The organism is Salinibacterium sp. VpJ6, from assembly GCF_059767345.1.
In genome coordinates, this window is sequence record NZ_JBSOQL010000001.1 from 822,903 (window position 1) to 837,476 (window position 14,574).

Sequence of the window (14,574 nt, forward strand, 5' to 3'; positions counted from 1 at the left end):
GCGGCTGCCCCGTGAGGCAGCTTCTATTTCGCGCCCTTTTCCATACCGTAGCCCTCACCGCTGGCAATGTCACGAACCGTCAGCGTTCTTGGAGTGAACCCGATGGTTGCAGCCCCCACTACCGTTCCGCCCGCAGCGAAAATTGCCCTCGCCGCTTCGTCGATCGTGGCGCCGGTTGTCAGCACGTCGTCCACAATAATTACGCGGATGCCAGCCAAGGAACGCGTCGCAATGAACGCTCCGAGAACGTTGCGGGCTCGCTGCTCGGCGCTCAACAATTTCTGACTTCGAGTTTCTTGGGCTACGCGCAACACCCGGGCGTGGCGCACCCCCGCCGCGCGCAGCACGAGCGCCATCGGGTGATACCCCCGGGTGCGGAATGCGCGCCGGCTGCTCGGCACCGCCACGATCTGAAGCGGCCGCGCCGAAGCATCCGTTGGCGCGGCAACCTCCGATGGCCCGACATCCTCGAACCGTTTGGCGGCCTCAGTCTGCTCGGCTGCCTCGATCGCGCGCAGTAGCGCCGGCACGAACGCCCGTGCCAGCGGTCGCGAGAGATCGGTGCGGTGATGGTTCTTGAAGGCGAGCAAAACCCGACGCACTCTGCCCTCGTACCGCAGTGCGTAATGCACAGCGAGATGCTGCGGCGTGGACTGGACGCTCGGCTGCGCAGCCATGCTGGGCGCGCACTCGTCGCACAGCGCTCGATCGGCCCTCTGGCATCCGGCGCACTCCACGGGCATCAGGAGGGCCCAGGCATCGCGCAGAGCCTCGCGTAGGGCTTTGCGCCACCACGCGTGCTGGTGACGGTCTGGAGGCTGCTGTGGGGGTGTCATCCCCCGATCGTGCCGAGTTCTCGGAGCTGGGCCGCGTCGTGCTGCCGATCAGTGGAGAACGATTACTGCTGCACCGCTAGGAAGGAGGCGTCGAGCCCGGTCTGAACCCACGCTTGACTGCCCTGCGGCCGCCACACTTCGCCGTCAGCCAGCACACGGAGCCCATCGGTGTTCGAGCCCGTTGTTACCAGTTGCGTTGCGCCATCGACGTCACCCAAGTCTTGAGAGGGACCACCGAGGTTGTACGCGGTGACCTCGACAGAACCGTCGTCACCGGTCAACGTTGCGACACTGCTTGAGCCAACCCACGCCGCGTCGATTGCGGTTCCGGAGCGCACCGGCAGAGACACCGGTTCCACGAGCTGAACGGGAACGTTGCCCTGCTGGCGCACGATTCCGTACACGAGCAGTTGAGGACCTGACGGAGTGGAGAGATACACGAGCAATCGCGCACCGTCGCGGGAGACATCCAGAGACACAATCTGAGAGTCAGCGGGCAACGAGGTCTGCAGCGGATGCTCGGTGCCGTCGACCGCGAAAGTCGTCAGCGACGTGGCGCTGGAGCGCTGCGCAGACCAGACGAACCGGAAAGGGTCGAGCGATGGCGCAACGAGCCCGGACCGCGCATCGATCAGGCGCGGAGCGACACCCACCGACGCAAAATAGGCCGCGCCGTCTGCGGCACGATACACAGCCGAGAGCCGGTCGGCAGACAGCGCTGCCGTGGTGGCACCAGCCGAAGTCACAATGCCGCTGAGCTCAGTGATCGCGCTCAGCCCATCGCTCGTGCTGAAGCCAAATTCGTCTCCCGTGCCCACAACGAGCGGGCCGGCGGACCCCGGTTCAATGACGGCCGCGTTTTGACCGGAACTGGAGTCTTGAAGTTCGCGCCCCTCGACCGTCAGCACCACAATCGGCGTGTGTAGCGTCGCCGATAGTTGCTGACGCATGCGGTCGCGCGCCACGTTATTGGCGGCGAGCGCCTCAGAACTCAGGTCAACGACGGCTCGGCCAGAAGTAAGACTGCTTGTGGTCCCGAGCGTCGTAGATGGCGGGAATGCGGTGAGCACAACGCCCTGCTGCACCCACGCCGAATCGGCAGCCAATAATGCTTGAAGCGCCCGCGCCTGCGACGATTCCCGCGCAGCAAACCAGCGGGTATCAGGGATCAGGTAGGCGAAGCTGGGGTCAAAGTAATACAGCACTTGCTCTTCGAAACTCACTTCGAAACCACGAAGCGTCAGCACTACCCCCGGGGGCGCTGCAGAAATACGCCACTCCCCATTGACCTGCTCAAACGCGAACGCGAGAGTCTGCGACACCGGCGACGGCAGCTCGGAGTACACCCCTCGCGCGTCGATAACAGCTTGTGCCGAGAACGAGTAGGTGAGTGCGTTTTCGTCGAGCGCTGGCGCAATAGTCGGCAGCTTGTCGCGTTCGAGAACGGTGGCGCTCGCAGCGGGATTCCATGCCTCGCTCATCGTGCCGGTGAGGAACTCGCGGGCCACGGAATAATCTCGCGCGGGAGAGCGCACGGCATTCATGAAGTCGGTAAGAATTTGTTCCTGCGTTGAGCCAGCGACGGGCCCTGAAGCGACGATCTCGTATTGGGCGCCGTCTTGTTCATTGATGAGCGGCCCGGTTTGCACCTCGCTCGACGTCGGCACTCCAACGCACCCCGTAAGCGCAACAGAAACTGCGGTGACCAAGGAGAAGAACGCAATCTTGGAGAACTTAGGCATGGGGCGCCTCCAAGCTCGGGATGTCATCATTCGGCGGCAATTCAAGCGGCGATGAGCGCAATTCTGCGCCGCGCTCGCGGGGAATGGTGAGCCGGAAGCACGAACCGTGGTCTCCATCCGACCACACTTCGAGCCAGCCACCGTGAAGCGCAGCATCCTCGAGCGCAATTGCCAGCCCGAGGCCAGTGCCACCCGTGGTGCGTTGGCGCGACGGATCAGCCCGCCAGAAGCGGTCGAAGACACGCTCGAGGGCCGCCTGGCTCATCCCAACGCCGTAGTCGCGCACGGCGATAGCAACGGCATCCTGATCGCTGTCGATCCACACGACGATCGGCAGCCCGTCGCCGTGGTCGATGGCATTGCTCACCAGGTTTTGCAGAATGCGGCGGATGCGGCGGGGGTCGACGTCTGCTTCAAAATGGCCACCGGGGGCAACGAGCCGCAGTTCGGAGCCCTTGCTCTCCGCAAGCGAGGTGAGGCTCTCGATGGCGTCTTCGACGAGCCGCACGAGGTTTGTGGGCTCCGTCTCCATGTCAACAGCTCCAGCGTCGTAGCGGCTCATCTCAAGCAAGTCGGCGAGCAACAGCTCAAACCGTTCAACCTGGGTGTGCAACAACTCGGCAGTGCGTGCCGTGGCGGGCGGAAAAGTGTCGCGCTGGTCGTACAGAACATCGCCGGCGAGCCTGATTGTCGTGAGCGGCGTACGAAGCTCGTGCGAGACATCCGAAACGAAACGTTGCTGAACCTGCGAAAGCGCGGCGAGGCGGGTGATCTGCTGCTGCATGCTCGTGGCCATACCGTTGAACGAGCGGGCGAGAGTGGCAATGACGTCGTCACCCTGAACCGGAATGCGCACCTCGAGTTCGCCGGCCGCCAAACGCTGACTGGTCTCAGCCGCAAGACGAACAGGCCCCACGACGAGACGCACCACGACGAACGTGACAACGCCGATCAGCGCGAGCAGCGCAAAGCCACCGAGACCGAGCGTCTGCTGCACGAGAACAAGGGTGTCTTGAGTGTCTTGGATGTCGTAGACCAGATACAGCTCATATTGCGCGCCACGAATGTCGAGTGTCGAGCCGACAACGAGACCGGGATGATCGGCGGTGTCGGCATCTTGCCTCAGGGCCACCGACTGCCAGTAGGTACGTTGCTCGGTCGACGCGGCAACCACATCGCGAAGCTCTTGCGAGATCAGGGATTCGGAACCGAGACCCTGAGTTTGAACATCGGAAGGAACCCGTGACCCTTCCTGACCGGGCGTTCGCAAAATCGCGTAACTCGTGCCACCGGTGCTGGAGGCAACACTCTCGATGACCTTTGCGGCCTCGCCCATCATGACGTCGAGGTCTTCGAGGCCAAGGCCTTCGTCAGCCGCATCGAACACTTGTTGACCAGCAAGGGTTGCATTCACCGACGTACGCGTGAGCTGATCGCGGCTCGCATCAAACAGGTTCGCGCCCACACTCAGCGACATGTAGCCCGCAATAACCATCACCGCAACGGATGACAACAGCACCGTGATCGCCACAGTGCGCAGTTGAAGTGACGAGCGCCATACTGCGGCGCCTCGCCGCACCCAGCCGCGCCAGTCAAAATCGCGCATAAAACCTACGCGGTGGCGCCAGCGCGGTAACCAACACCGCGAACCGTCATCACGATCTTCGGGTTGTCGGGATCTTCTTCAACCTTGGCGCGCAAACGCTGAACGTGAACGTTCACCAGACGAGTGTCTGCCTTGTAGTGGTAGCCCCAGACCTGCTCCAGCAGCATTTCACGCGTGAATACCTGTTCGGGCTTCATCGCGAGCGCCAGCAAGAGCTCGAACTCGAGCGGAGTCAGATTGATTTTGGTATCGCCACGGCGCACCTCATGGCCTGCGACATCCAATTCGAGGTCGCCGACGGTAAGCGTGCCGGTGGCAGCATCGCTCGCGGGGCGCAGTCGGGTCCGTATACGCGCCACGAGCTCCTTGGGATTGAAGGGCTTGACCACGTAGTCGTCAGCCCCGCTCTCGAGACCCTTCACGACATCCGCCGTGTCGCTCTTAGCCGTGAGCATGATGATCGGCACACCGGACTCCTCGCGAATGCGGGAGCAAATCTCGATTCCATCCATGCCGGGCAGCATGAGGTCAAGCAGCACCAAATCGGGCGCGGCCGACTTGAAGGCGTCGTACGCTAGGGCGCCGTCTTGGCAGAAAAATGGTTCGTAACCTTCAGTGCGTAGAACGATTCCGATCATTTCTGCCAGGGCAGTATCGTCATCGACTACAAGAATTCGCGGGTTCACTGGTCCTCGATACTTTCTAGCTCTCGGGCTAACAGAGTGAGAAGCTTTCGCACAAGAGTAGTCGAGTGTGAAAACATGAGGGCGATTGAATTTACGCAGTTGCCTAATCAAGGATGAAACGTGAGCGATAACAGCCCCTGGCAGTCACCCGACAGCAGTAGTGCCGATGGTGCCCAGCCGCTCGCTCCGCCCAGCGCCTCGTCAGCGTATGGCACCGGCGCCGCACCCGCTATCGCCCCTGTAGCGCCGGGAACTCCGGGCGCTCCCTCGCAGTACGCTGCGCCCACCCCTGGCTGGACCCCGCCGCCCAAGCCGGGCCTCATTCCGCTGCACCCGCTCGGTCTGGGCACGATCCTCGGGGCATCGCTGATGGTATTGCGCCGTAATCCGCGCCCCACCTTCGGCCTTTCTCTTCTCATCATGAGCTTGGTCACCGTTGGCTCCTTGGTGCTCGTCGGAATCGTTAGCTTTGCGTCTGCCGAACGCGCCTTGAGCGCCACCGAAGCGGATGCCGCCACCATCGAGGCCGGCACGACCGCCGGTCTTATCCTCTCGGCCCTCTTCGCAGTGGCGCTCTCTCTCGTAGGCGGAGCCATACTCCAAGGCATCATCTCGCTCGAAGTCGCGCGCGGAACCGTGGGAGAACGCCTTCGCGTTCGTGGTCTCTGGAATGCCGCGAAGGGCCGACTTGGTGCCCTCATCGGGTGGTCAGCGCTCGTCATGATTGCCGTGATTGTGGGAATTGCGGTCGTTGCCGGAGTCTCCGTGCTGCTGTTCGCCCTGGGAGACACCGCCGGAATCGTCTTTGGCGTGCTCACGATGATCGCTGGCTTTCTCGTTGCACTCTTCCTCGCCGCATGGCTCGGGACCTTCTTCGCCTTCGTTCCGAGCGCGCTCATGATCGAGCGCTTGCCGCTCAGGCTCGCTATTAGCCGCTCGTGGTCGCTGGTTCGCGGCAATTTCTGGCGCACCTTCGGAATCCTGCTTCTCATCCTCGTGATCGTGAACGTCGTGTCGAGCGTCGTCACGACCCCCCTGAGCGTGCTCGGTGGACTCGGAGCGGGGCTGCTCAACCCCACGGGCAACGAAGAAGCGGGCTTTGTCGCGTTCCTCGTGATCTACATCGTGACCATTGTGTTGTCGGTCGTCATCGGCGCCGTCACGATTGTTATTCAGTCGGCCGCCCCCGCGCTGCTGTACATCGACATGCGAATGCGCAAAGAAGGTTTCGACCTCGAACTTGCTCGCTTCGTCGAGGCACGTAACGCCGGCGACCACTCGGTTCCCGACCCCTACCTCACCCTCAACAGCACGCCGAGCCGTGCACAGCCCGCTGTGCCGAACGCCGCTTCATGACGCTAACGCTTGTCGCAGCCTCCGTGGCTGCAGCACTCACGCCCCGTGCTGCCCCCGCGATATTTAGCGAAGTGCCGGTAGATCCTGATTCGGAAGAAGCGACCCGCTTACTCATCGAGGAGCTCTCCAAAGCTCCCTACCAAGCCGCCAAGCCCACCCTCTTTGACCGAGCATCGAAAGCGTTCAGTGATTGGCTCGCCAGTCTCACCATCGGCGACGGTAACGGAATCCCCACCATCGTCTCTATCGTCCTTCTCGCCCTCGTCGCCGTCGCAATTATCGCGGCGATCATCGTTTACGGAGTGCCGCGCCTCAACCGTAAGAGCCAGCATCACGACATCCTGTTTGGCGAAGCCGACTACCGAACCGCCGCTCAATTGCGAGAAGCTGCGGAGCAGGCGGCCACCCGCGAGGATTACGCCGCCGCCATTGCGGATATGTTCCGTTCGATCGCCCGCGGCCTCTCAGAACGCACCCTGGTGAACATGACTCCCGGTACAACGGGTCACGGCTTTGCAACGCGAGCTTCACGAGTTTTGCCCGAGCTTGCGACCGAGCTTGTTGCGAGCGCCGACACTTTCGACCGCGTGCGCTACATGCGTAAGCCCGCCACTCGCGAAGAATACGAACAACTGCGCGCGCTGGAATCGCGCGCGCGTTCGGCTACGCCCGATCTCGCCGAGGCAACGCTGTGAGCGAGACCCGAACCGCACAAGAGGCCAGTTCAGAAGTAACGGTGCTCACTCCCCGCTTGGGCACCGCCACGCGACGAGCTCTCTTTTGGGTTGCCGCCGCGATCGTACTGGTGGTTGTGGCTGTCGTTACCCTTAACCTCGCTGGCAACGCCGTCGAAGGTCCGCCGCTCGACCCCACAAGCCCTTACGAAGCGGGTTCTCAAGCCGTTGCAGAGGTACTGCGCGATCAGGGTGTCGACGTGATCGTCACGACCACCCTCGACGAGACTCGCGCCGCACTAGTGTCCCCCGACGACAGCACTCTCATCTTCACTAACTTCGAGGGTTATCTGACCGAGAGCCAAGTGGCGGATGCTGCAGGGCTAGCCAGCACCGTCATTGTCGCTGAACCCGTGCTCAACGAACTTCTTGAGATCGCTCCCGAAGTTGCCCAAGCAGGCGCTTCTTCAGATTCGGTGAGTGCCGGATGCTCTGCCCCCTCGTCGTCGACTGCTCCTCAGATCACGGCTGGCCCCAGTAGCTATCGCGTGATCGAGCCAAGCTCCGCCATCACGGCGTGTTACGGAAATGACGATGATGGTTACGGCCTCATCGTTCTTGACCGCGGCGACAGCGAACTACGCATCCTCGGAGCGACAGATGCGCTTTCCAATGGCGGAATCACGGCCGCCGACAACGCCGCCTTCGCTTTGCGCCTGCTCGGGGAGAACGACACTCTTGTCTGGTACACGCCGAGCTTTCTCGACATCCAAGGCGATGGCGGGACCGCCACCCTCGACGAACTCGCGCCCGGTTGGGTACTGCCCGCTACGTGGTTGTTCGTTCTCACTCTTCTCGTCGGTGCGCTCTGGCGTGGCCGTCGTTTCGGCCCCCTCGTGATCGAGAAGCTCCCGGTGACGGTGCGATCCAGCGAAACGATGCAGGGTCGCGCGCGACTCTACGCTCAGTCCACAGCGCGACTCCATACGCTGGATTCGTTGCGCATCGGAACCATCGGCAGGATTGCTGGACTGTGCGGATTGCCGAGCACGGCATCCGTCGACGATGTGATCAACCGCATCTCCCCGCTCGTCGGGCAGCCTCTCGCCTCGCTCCGACACTTGCTAGTCGACGCCGAGCCTGCCTCGGACAACGAGCTCATCACCCTGTCGGATGAACTGCTCGCACTCGAAGATCGCGTGCGCACGATCATCCGCCCCGCCTAACCGCTTAGCCCCACCAAGCCAGAGATAGAGAAGAATCGAGATATGACTGACGAGCAACTGCGGCACGCATTCACCGGGCTGCGCACAGAAGTAGGCAAGGCCGTGGTGGGCCAAGATGCGGCTGTCACCGGCCTCACGATTGCGCTGCTGACGGGCGGCCATGTGCTGCTCGAGGGCGTTCCGGGTGTTGCAAAGACACTGTTGGTGCGCACGCTGAGCCGGGCGCTTCAGCTCGACACCAAGCGCGTGCAGTTCACGCCAGATCTCATGCCCGGCGACGTGACCGGTTCGCTCGTGTACGACTCCAAGTCGGGCGAGTTCGAGTTTCGCGAAGGCCCCGTCTTCACAAACATTTTGCTCGCGGATGAGATCAACCGCACCCCACCAAAGACTCAGTCATCGTTGCTCGAAGCGATGGAAGAGCGTCAGGTTTCCGTTGACGGCCAGTCGTTGAAACTGCCGGTGCCGTTCATGGTTGCCGCGACGATGAACCCCATCGAATACGAAGGAACGTACACGCTTCCCGAGGCTCAGCTCGACCGCTTCCTCCTCAAGCTCGTTCTCGACCTGCCCGAGCGTGACACTGAAATCGAAGTACTCACGCGTCACGCCGCTGGATTCAACCCACGTGATCTCGCCGCAGCCGGGGTAACGCCCGTTCTCGATGCGTCGATGCTGGCGGCCGCTCAGGCTGCTGTCGCGAAGGTGGGAGCAAGCCCCGATGTGGTTGCTTACGCCGTTGACCTTGCGCGCGCTACCCGCCAGAGCCCGTCCGTGAAGCTCGGCGTGAGCCCCCGTGGTGCGATCGCCCTTATCGGTGCAGCGAAGGCGTGGGCCTGGCTGACCGGTGCGGACTCCATCACGCCCGACCACATCCAGAGCATGGTGCTGCCGGTACTTCGCCACCGCATTCAGTTGCGCCCCGAAGCTGAACTCGAAGGAGTGTCGGCCGACGTCATCCTGCGATCGATCGTGCAGCAAGTGCAGGTTCCGATCTAACAATGGCAATTTCTGGATGGTTCGTTGCTCTCGTGGCGCTCGGCATCGTGCCGATCGTCATCACAGGTGCGCCCATCGTGTTCGTCTATTGGGTGCTTTTTGTGGTGCTGCTGAGCACGTTGGACTCGATCTTGGCTGTGTCGGTGCGTGCTCTGCGCTTCGAGCGCACCTCGCCCGATCGCGTACGCCTTGGCGAGACCACCAGCTCGGCGTTACGAGTAACGAACCCCACCCGCCGCCGACTGCGCGCGATCGTGCGAGACGGCTGGCAACCATCCGCCGGCGCTCACGCTAACCGCGTGCCGCTCTCGGTCCCCGCTGGCGAGCGCCGCGAACTGACCACGGTGCTCACTCCCCTGCGTCGTGGAACCAGAGAAGCCGCGCACGTCACACTGCGTTCTTATGGCCCGCTGCGACTGATCGCCCGACAGACCACGGTGAGCGTTCCGAGCAGCTTCACGGTGCTCCCTCCGTTCAACTCGCGCAAACACCTCCCCTCCCGACTCGCCCGACTTCGTGAACTCGATGGCGCGACGAGCGTCATGATCCGCGGCCAAGGCACCGAATTCGACAGCCTGCGGGACTACGTGCGCGGCGACGACGTGCGCTCGATCGACTGGCGCGCCACCGCCCGCCGTTCTGAGCTTGTTGTTCGCACCTGGCGGCCCGAGCGTGACCGCCGCGTCGTCATCGTCGTTGACAGCGGCCGCACTTCTGCGGCACGGATCGAAGACGAACCCCGCATCGACACCGCCTTCGAGTCTGCGCTGCTGCTGGCGGCTCTAGCCTCGAGTGCCGGCGACCACGTGGATTTCATGATCTACGACCGCCGCGTTCGCGCCCGCGTTCAGGGCGCCACCGGCCCCGATCTGCTGTCGAAGATGGTCAACAGCATGGCGCCCGTTCAGCCCGAACTCATCGAGATGGACTGGAACGCCGTGCCGAACCTTGTACGGCAGGCCACGACCCAGCGCGCGCTCGTCGTGATTGCCACAACCGCGGAATCCCCCGGGGCCACCCACGGCTTGCTCGCAATGCTGCCGCAACTCACGGCAAAGCACACTGTCGTTGTGGCCTCTGTCACCGACCCGTCGATTGTGGATGCCACGCTCGATCGTTCCTCACGCGACGCCGTTTATCTCGCTGGAGCTGCCGAGCGCGCCCTGCTCGATCAGTCACGAGTGGCTAATGCGATCAACCAACTCGGAGCCTCCGTGGTCTCTCGACGCCCCGCCGACCTGCCGCTCGCCCTTGCCGACCACTACATCGCGTTGAAGGCAGCCGGAAAGCTCTAGACGCGCCCTAGGTGCGTCGCGAGAACCGTACCGCTAGTGGGCGACGATATGGGTCGCGCCCGCGTCGAACTCGCTCAGGTCGCCAGAGTTGCCGGCACGAACGCTGCGCCCACCGAGAATCCACTGGTAAGCCAAGAAGCCACCGAGCGCGACCGTGCCGATACCGATCTTGATTACCCAGGGCCAGTCTTGGCGCGTGACGTATCCCTCGATAACGCCCGAGACTAAGAGCGCGAGGATAATGCCGATGACAATAGTGAAGAGCGCCCGACCGTTCTCGGCCAGGGCCTGAGCCCGCGTACGCGCCCCCGGAGCGACCCAGGACCAGAAGATCATCATTCCGGCCGCGCCAGCAACGAAGATCGCGTAGAGCTCAAGCTGGCCATGCGGGGCGATGTAGAGAAAGAAGACGTCGAGGCGATCGAACTCGTTCATGATCGCGGCGGTGAAGCCCAGCTGTTGAGCCGTGTTGAAGAGCAGATAGGGCACGTAGACGCCGACGATGCCGAAGGCAATCTCTTGAGCCGCGATCCACGCATTGTTAGTCCAGACGAAGCCAGTGAAGGAACCACCCGAGTACTCCGAGTAGTAGCCCACGAAGTCGTCTTGAGCCAGAGCTTCGCGCTCCGCCGGAGTGCCGAAATTAGCCAGCAGCTGCGGGTTCGAAATTGCCCACCAGGCAAAGAGGAACCCGATAAAGAAGGTTGCCCCGGCGAGCACCAGCGACATCCACCGCACCCGGTAGAGCGCTGCCGGCAATTGCGCGATGAAGAATTGCGGCAACTGGCTGAAGAGATTGGCGGCGGCGCCCGTGAAGCGGAGCCGAGCGCGGCTGAGTGTCAACGACAGACGATCGGCTTGGACCGACTGCCCCATGCTCGTCTTCATGGCTGAGAGATGAGTTGCCCCCGACTGATAGAGATCAATCAATTCATCGGATTCTGCCCCGGAAAGTCGGCGCTGAGACCCCAATTGGGCAAGGCGATCCCAGTCTTCGCGATGCGCGGCTGAGTAAGAGTCGAGATCCATCTGCTTAAATGATGTCATGCCGAGCCCACAAACGACCAACACCTTCGCGTATGGGGACGAACCCGATGAACTCATCACCGGAGAAGCCGTTGCTCTAGAGCTGCGCTCGGCCAGTTTTGTGCTTCGTGCCGCCGGATCGATCATTGACTTTCTCGTCTACGGCGCGGCCCTCATCGGGCTTCTCATCGGCGCGTTTTCCTTCGCCACCGCGGCCGGGCTCGACCAGGCAATCGGCACCGCCCTGACCGTGGCCGCCACCGTGATTTGCCTTGTTGTGATCCCCACCGCCGTCGAAACCTTGAGCCACGGAAAGTCGCTCGGCAAGCTTGCGATCGGAGCCCGCATTGTTCGCAACGATGGCGGCGCGATCGGCTTTCGGCATGCCTTCATCCGCGCCCTGCTCGGGGTAATGGAAATCTTCATGACCGCGGGGGGCTTAGCCGCCGTCGTCGCGTTGCTCAACACTCGCGCTCAACGCCTGGGCGACCTTGTAGCGGGTACTTATAGCCAGTCCGAGCGCGTGACCACATTCGCGAACCCCGTGGTACAGCTTCCCGGTCAACTGACCGAATGGGCGCGCACCGCCGACGTTGCCAAGATGCCGGATGCTCTCGCGCGCCGCATTTCACACTTTCTGGTTGCCGCCCCCGGCTACACCCCGCTGACGCGCCAACAGCACGCTCTGTCGTTGGCCAACGAAGCAGCCGCCTACGTTTCGCCGCTGCCGCACGTGGAACCCGAGGTGCTGTTGTCGGCCGTGAGCGCCGTGCGTCGTGAGCGCGAGAATGCAGCGCTGGCGAGCGAGAAGGCGCGGCTCGACGTACTCGAGCCCGCTCTCACGAGCGTGCCGCGCGGGTTCCCCCGCAACCGCGCCTAGCCCGGAAGCAGTTGGCGGCTAGCAGTTACCGGTCGGCTTCAGCCGTCGGGTGTCTCGCGTGCAGCTGACGCACGTCACGCGTGACGGCGCCGTCCCTACGCTCGAATAATCGCGAGAGCCCGGTCGCGCACTGCGTCGAGCACTTCTTGTGACCCCGCCTCGGCGTTGAGACGCAGAAGCGGCTCCGTGTTCGAGGGGCGCACGTTGAACCACCAAAACGATTCGCCTTCGGCAGTACGACCGGTAACCGTGAGGCCATCCAACTCATCAAAGTCGGCTTCCGCTTCGAAGGCTGCACGAATGCGAGCGGTGGCTGCGGGAACGTCGTCCACCACCGAATTGATCTCGCCGCTGGCCGCATAGGGCGAGAAGCGAGCCGAGAGCACCGAGAGGGGCTCTGGCTGCGAACCGAATTCAGCAAGCAAATGCATGGCGGCGAGCATCCCGTTGTCGGCACCCCAGAAATCGCGGAAGTAGTAGTGCGCGGAGTGTTCACCGCCAAAGATCGCGCCCGTAGCCGCCATCTGGTCTTTGATGAGTGAATGCCCGACGTGGGTGCGCACCGGGATCGCTCCCGCTGCCTCGATCGTTTCGGCAACGATGCGCGACGTGATCAAGTTGTGGATGACGTGGATGTCGCCCTCCGGCTGCGAAGCCCGCACGCGCTGAATTTCCCGCAGTGCCACGACCGCAGCGACCGCACTGGGACTCATCGGGTTGCCGTGCTCGTCAACCACGAAGCAGCGGTCAGCATCGCCGTCGAAGGCCAGCCCGAGGTCAGCGCCGTGTTCGAGCACAGCCTTCTGAAGATCGACAATGTTCGCGGGGTCGAGCGGGTTCGCTTCGTGGTTGGGGAACGTACCGTCGAGTTCGAAATACATGGGGATGATCTCGATGGGCAGTTCGGGGAGCCCCGCTGCTGTGGAGAGCACGGCCGGCACTGTCATGCCGCCCATGCCGTTACCGGCATCTACGACGACGCGGATGGGGCGAATGGTGCTGAGGTCAACGAGTTCACGTAAGTACCCGGCATAGTCACCGAGCACGTCGAGTTCGCGCTGGGCACCGACGGCGTCGACGGCAGGGATTCCCTCGGCCAGGTAATTCTGGGCCCGGTCGCGAATCGCCTTGAGCCCGGTCGCGAAGCTGATGCCCTGCGCTCCCGCCCGGCTGAACTTGATGCCGTTGTAGGTGGCCGGGTTGTGGCTCGCCGTGAACATGGCGGCGGGTGCGGTGAGAGATCCGGAAGCGAAATAGGTTTCGTCAGTCGAGCAGAGTCCAATGAGAACGACGTTGCCCCCGCGAGCGCGCGCACCGGCCGAGAATGCGGCGGCGAAACGGGGTGAAGAGTCGCGCATGTCGTGGCCGACGATGACCTCGTGGCCCGCGGCATCCACTTCGTCAACAAAAGCAGCACCGAGCGCTTCGACTACCTCGTCAGTGAGCTGGGTTCCCACAAGGCCACGAACGTCATATGCCTTGATGAAAGGGGCGAGATCGATGGGGTTAGCTTTGCTCATGCCCCAAAACTACATGGCGAACGACCTGCCACCCCTGAGGCACGGAGAGTCGTTCGGCATGGCGAGCGCACAGGTCGTAGGTGTGCGGTTCAGCGCTGTAGCTCAGCGGCCCTAAAACAGCCATTGAGTCGGCGTAAACATAGGTCAAGGTGGCGACTGCTTCGGAGTTGCAGGCGACCTTGCTGCACGGGCGCTGATTCATTGTGAGCCCTAGCCTACGACTGTGCGCCCACAGTTGGGCAACCAGCGGCCGTAGAATGAGCCCGTGGCTAGATCATCGAAGCGGGAGTCGACGCGCTCTGTGCGGGGAAACTGGCGCGACCGACACGGGCGCGGCATCCGCGCTGCGGTCACCGGACCGCACTTGCCATTGCTCAGCAGCCGCAACGGAAACTTCGAGATGACTGTGGCCTCAGCCGCCCAGTTTCTCAAAGAAATGTGGCCGGAGGAACTCGCAGAGGCACGCTTTGAGATCGGCCTGATGCCGGGCAGCAGCCCCGAAGGTTCCAAGGTTGAACGCTGGCACGTGGTGCCCGCCGAGAAGCGCATCATTCTCTACCGCTTGCCCATCGAGCGAATGGCGCGGTTGCACCGCGACGACGAGCTGCACAAGCGGATGCTCATCGAGAGCTGTGTCTTTCGTGCCGTCGCCGAATATATCGGCAAAGACCCGTGGGAGCTAGCGCCCGATCGGTTCCGACACTTCTAGGACCTGACCCCGGTGCTCG

At 62.8% G+C, this 14,574-nt stretch carries 14 protein-coding genes; 7 read left to right on the plus strand and 7 right to left on the minus strand.

Annotated features, from left to right (window positions below; all coding sequences use genetic code 11):
* Positions 1 to 23: 23 nt before the first annotated feature.
* The 4 genes from ACWTV1_RS04035 to mtrA form a co-directional block, all read right to left on the minus strand.
* Entirely contained in the window at positions 24 to 836 is an 813-nt protein-coding gene (locus ACWTV1_RS04035; protein ID WP_498504216.1) for a ComF family protein, read from the minus strand.
* Positions 837 to 898: 62 nt separating this feature from the next.
* Positions 899 to 2,578 (minus strand): LpqB family beta-propeller domain-containing protein, encoded by a 1,680-nt coding sequence (locus tag ACWTV1_RS04040; protein ID WP_498504217.1) that lies wholly within the window; start codon positions 2,576 to 2,578, stop codon positions 899 to 901.
* Positions 2,571 to 4,184: an MtrAB system histidine kinase MtrB gene (gene mtrB / locus ACWTV1_RS04045; RefSeq protein WP_100388482.1), complete on the minus strand. Its 1,614-nt coding sequence runs from the start codon at positions 4,182 to 4,184 to the stop codon at positions 2,571 to 2,573. The genes ACWTV1_RS04040 and mtrB overlap by 8 nt, the downstream gene beginning before the upstream one ends.
* Before the next feature lie 5 nt (positions 4,185 to 4,189).
* Positions 4,190 to 4,870 carry an MtrAB system response regulator MtrA gene (gene mtrA, locus ACWTV1_RS04050; protein ID WP_498504218.1) on the minus strand — a complete coding sequence of 227 codons (681 nt, stop codon included), beginning with the start codon at positions 4,868 to 4,870 and terminating at the stop codon, positions 4,190 to 4,192.
* Positions 4,871 to 4,990: 120 nt separating this feature from the next.
* Here mtrA and ACWTV1_RS04055 point away from each other — a divergent pair, with 120 nt between their 5' ends.
* Genes ACWTV1_RS04055 through ACWTV1_RS04075 form a run of 5 tightly spaced genes read left to right on the plus strand, consistent with a single transcriptional unit; the run spans position 4,991 to position 10,420 of the window.
* Positions 4,991 to 6,226: a DUF7847 domain-containing protein gene (locus ACWTV1_RS04055; protein ID WP_498504219.1), complete on the plus strand. Its 1,236-nt coding sequence runs from the start codon at positions 4,991 to 4,993 to the stop codon at positions 6,224 to 6,226.
* Entirely contained in the window at positions 6,223 to 6,921 is a 699-nt protein-coding gene (locus ACWTV1_RS04060; RefSeq protein ID WP_498504220.1) for a DUF4129 domain-containing protein, read from the plus strand. Before ACWTV1_RS04055 ends, ACWTV1_RS04060 begins: the two co-directional genes overlap by 4 nt.
* A complete protein-coding gene (locus tag ACWTV1_RS04065) occupies positions 6,918 to 8,126 on the plus strand; it encodes a DUF4350 domain-containing protein (RefSeq protein ID WP_498504221.1) in 1,209 nt (402 codons plus the stop codon). Before ACWTV1_RS04060 ends, ACWTV1_RS04065 begins: the two co-directional genes overlap by 4 nt.
* Positions 8,127 to 8,168: 42 nt before the next feature.
* Positions 8,169 to 9,125 (plus strand): AAA family ATPase, encoded by a 957-nt coding sequence (locus ACWTV1_RS04070; protein ID WP_100388478.1) that lies wholly within the window; start codon positions 8,169 to 8,171, stop codon positions 9,123 to 9,125.
* Between the two features lie 2 nt (positions 9,126 to 9,127).
* A complete protein-coding gene (locus ACWTV1_RS04075) occupies positions 9,128 to 10,420 on the plus strand; it encodes a DUF58 domain-containing protein (protein WP_498504222.1) in 1,293 nt (430 codons plus the stop codon).
* Positions 10,421 to 10,453: 33 nt separating this feature from the next.
* Here ACWTV1_RS04075 and ACWTV1_RS04080 read toward each other — a convergent pair whose 3' ends face one another.
* A complete protein-coding gene (locus tag ACWTV1_RS04080; RefSeq protein ID WP_100388476.1) occupies positions 10,454 to 11,449 on the minus strand; it encodes a stage II sporulation protein M in 996 nt (331 codons plus the stop codon).
* Positions 11,450 to 11,465: 16 nt separating this feature from the next.
* On the opposite strand from ACWTV1_RS04080, the gene ACWTV1_RS04085 reads away from it, so the two are divergent.
* Complete coding sequence (locus tag ACWTV1_RS04085; RefSeq protein ID WP_498504223.1) at positions 11,466 to 12,326, plus strand: RDD family protein; 861 nt, start codon at positions 11,466 to 11,468, stop codon at positions 12,324 to 12,326.
* A 95-nt stretch (positions 12,327 to 12,421) separates the two neighbouring features.
* On the opposite strand, the gene ACWTV1_RS04090 is transcribed toward ACWTV1_RS04085, so the two are convergent.
* Together ACWTV1_RS04090 and ACWTV1_RS04095 are read right to left on the minus strand one after the other, a co-directional pair.
* Positions 12,422 to 13,846 (minus strand): phosphomannomutase/phosphoglucomutase, encoded by a 1,425-nt coding sequence (locus ACWTV1_RS04090; RefSeq protein ID WP_498504224.1) that lies wholly within the window; start codon positions 13,844 to 13,846, stop codon positions 12,422 to 12,424.
* The gene (locus ACWTV1_RS04095; RefSeq protein WP_100388473.1) at positions 13,833 to 14,048 is read right to left on the minus strand and encodes a DUF3499 family protein; all 216 of its coding nucleotides are present in this window, start codon (positions 14,046 to 14,048) and stop codon (positions 13,833 to 13,835) included. The genes ACWTV1_RS04090 and ACWTV1_RS04095 overlap by 14 nt, the downstream gene beginning before the upstream one ends.
* Positions 14,049 to 14,111: 63 nt before the next feature.
* Between ACWTV1_RS04095 and ACWTV1_RS04100 the strand changes: the two genes are divergently transcribed.
* Complete coding sequence (locus ACWTV1_RS04100) at positions 14,112 to 14,555, plus strand: metallopeptidase family protein (protein WP_498504225.1); 444 nt, start codon at positions 14,112 to 14,114, stop codon at positions 14,553 to 14,555.
* Positions 14,556 to 14,574 lie beyond the last annotated feature (19 nt).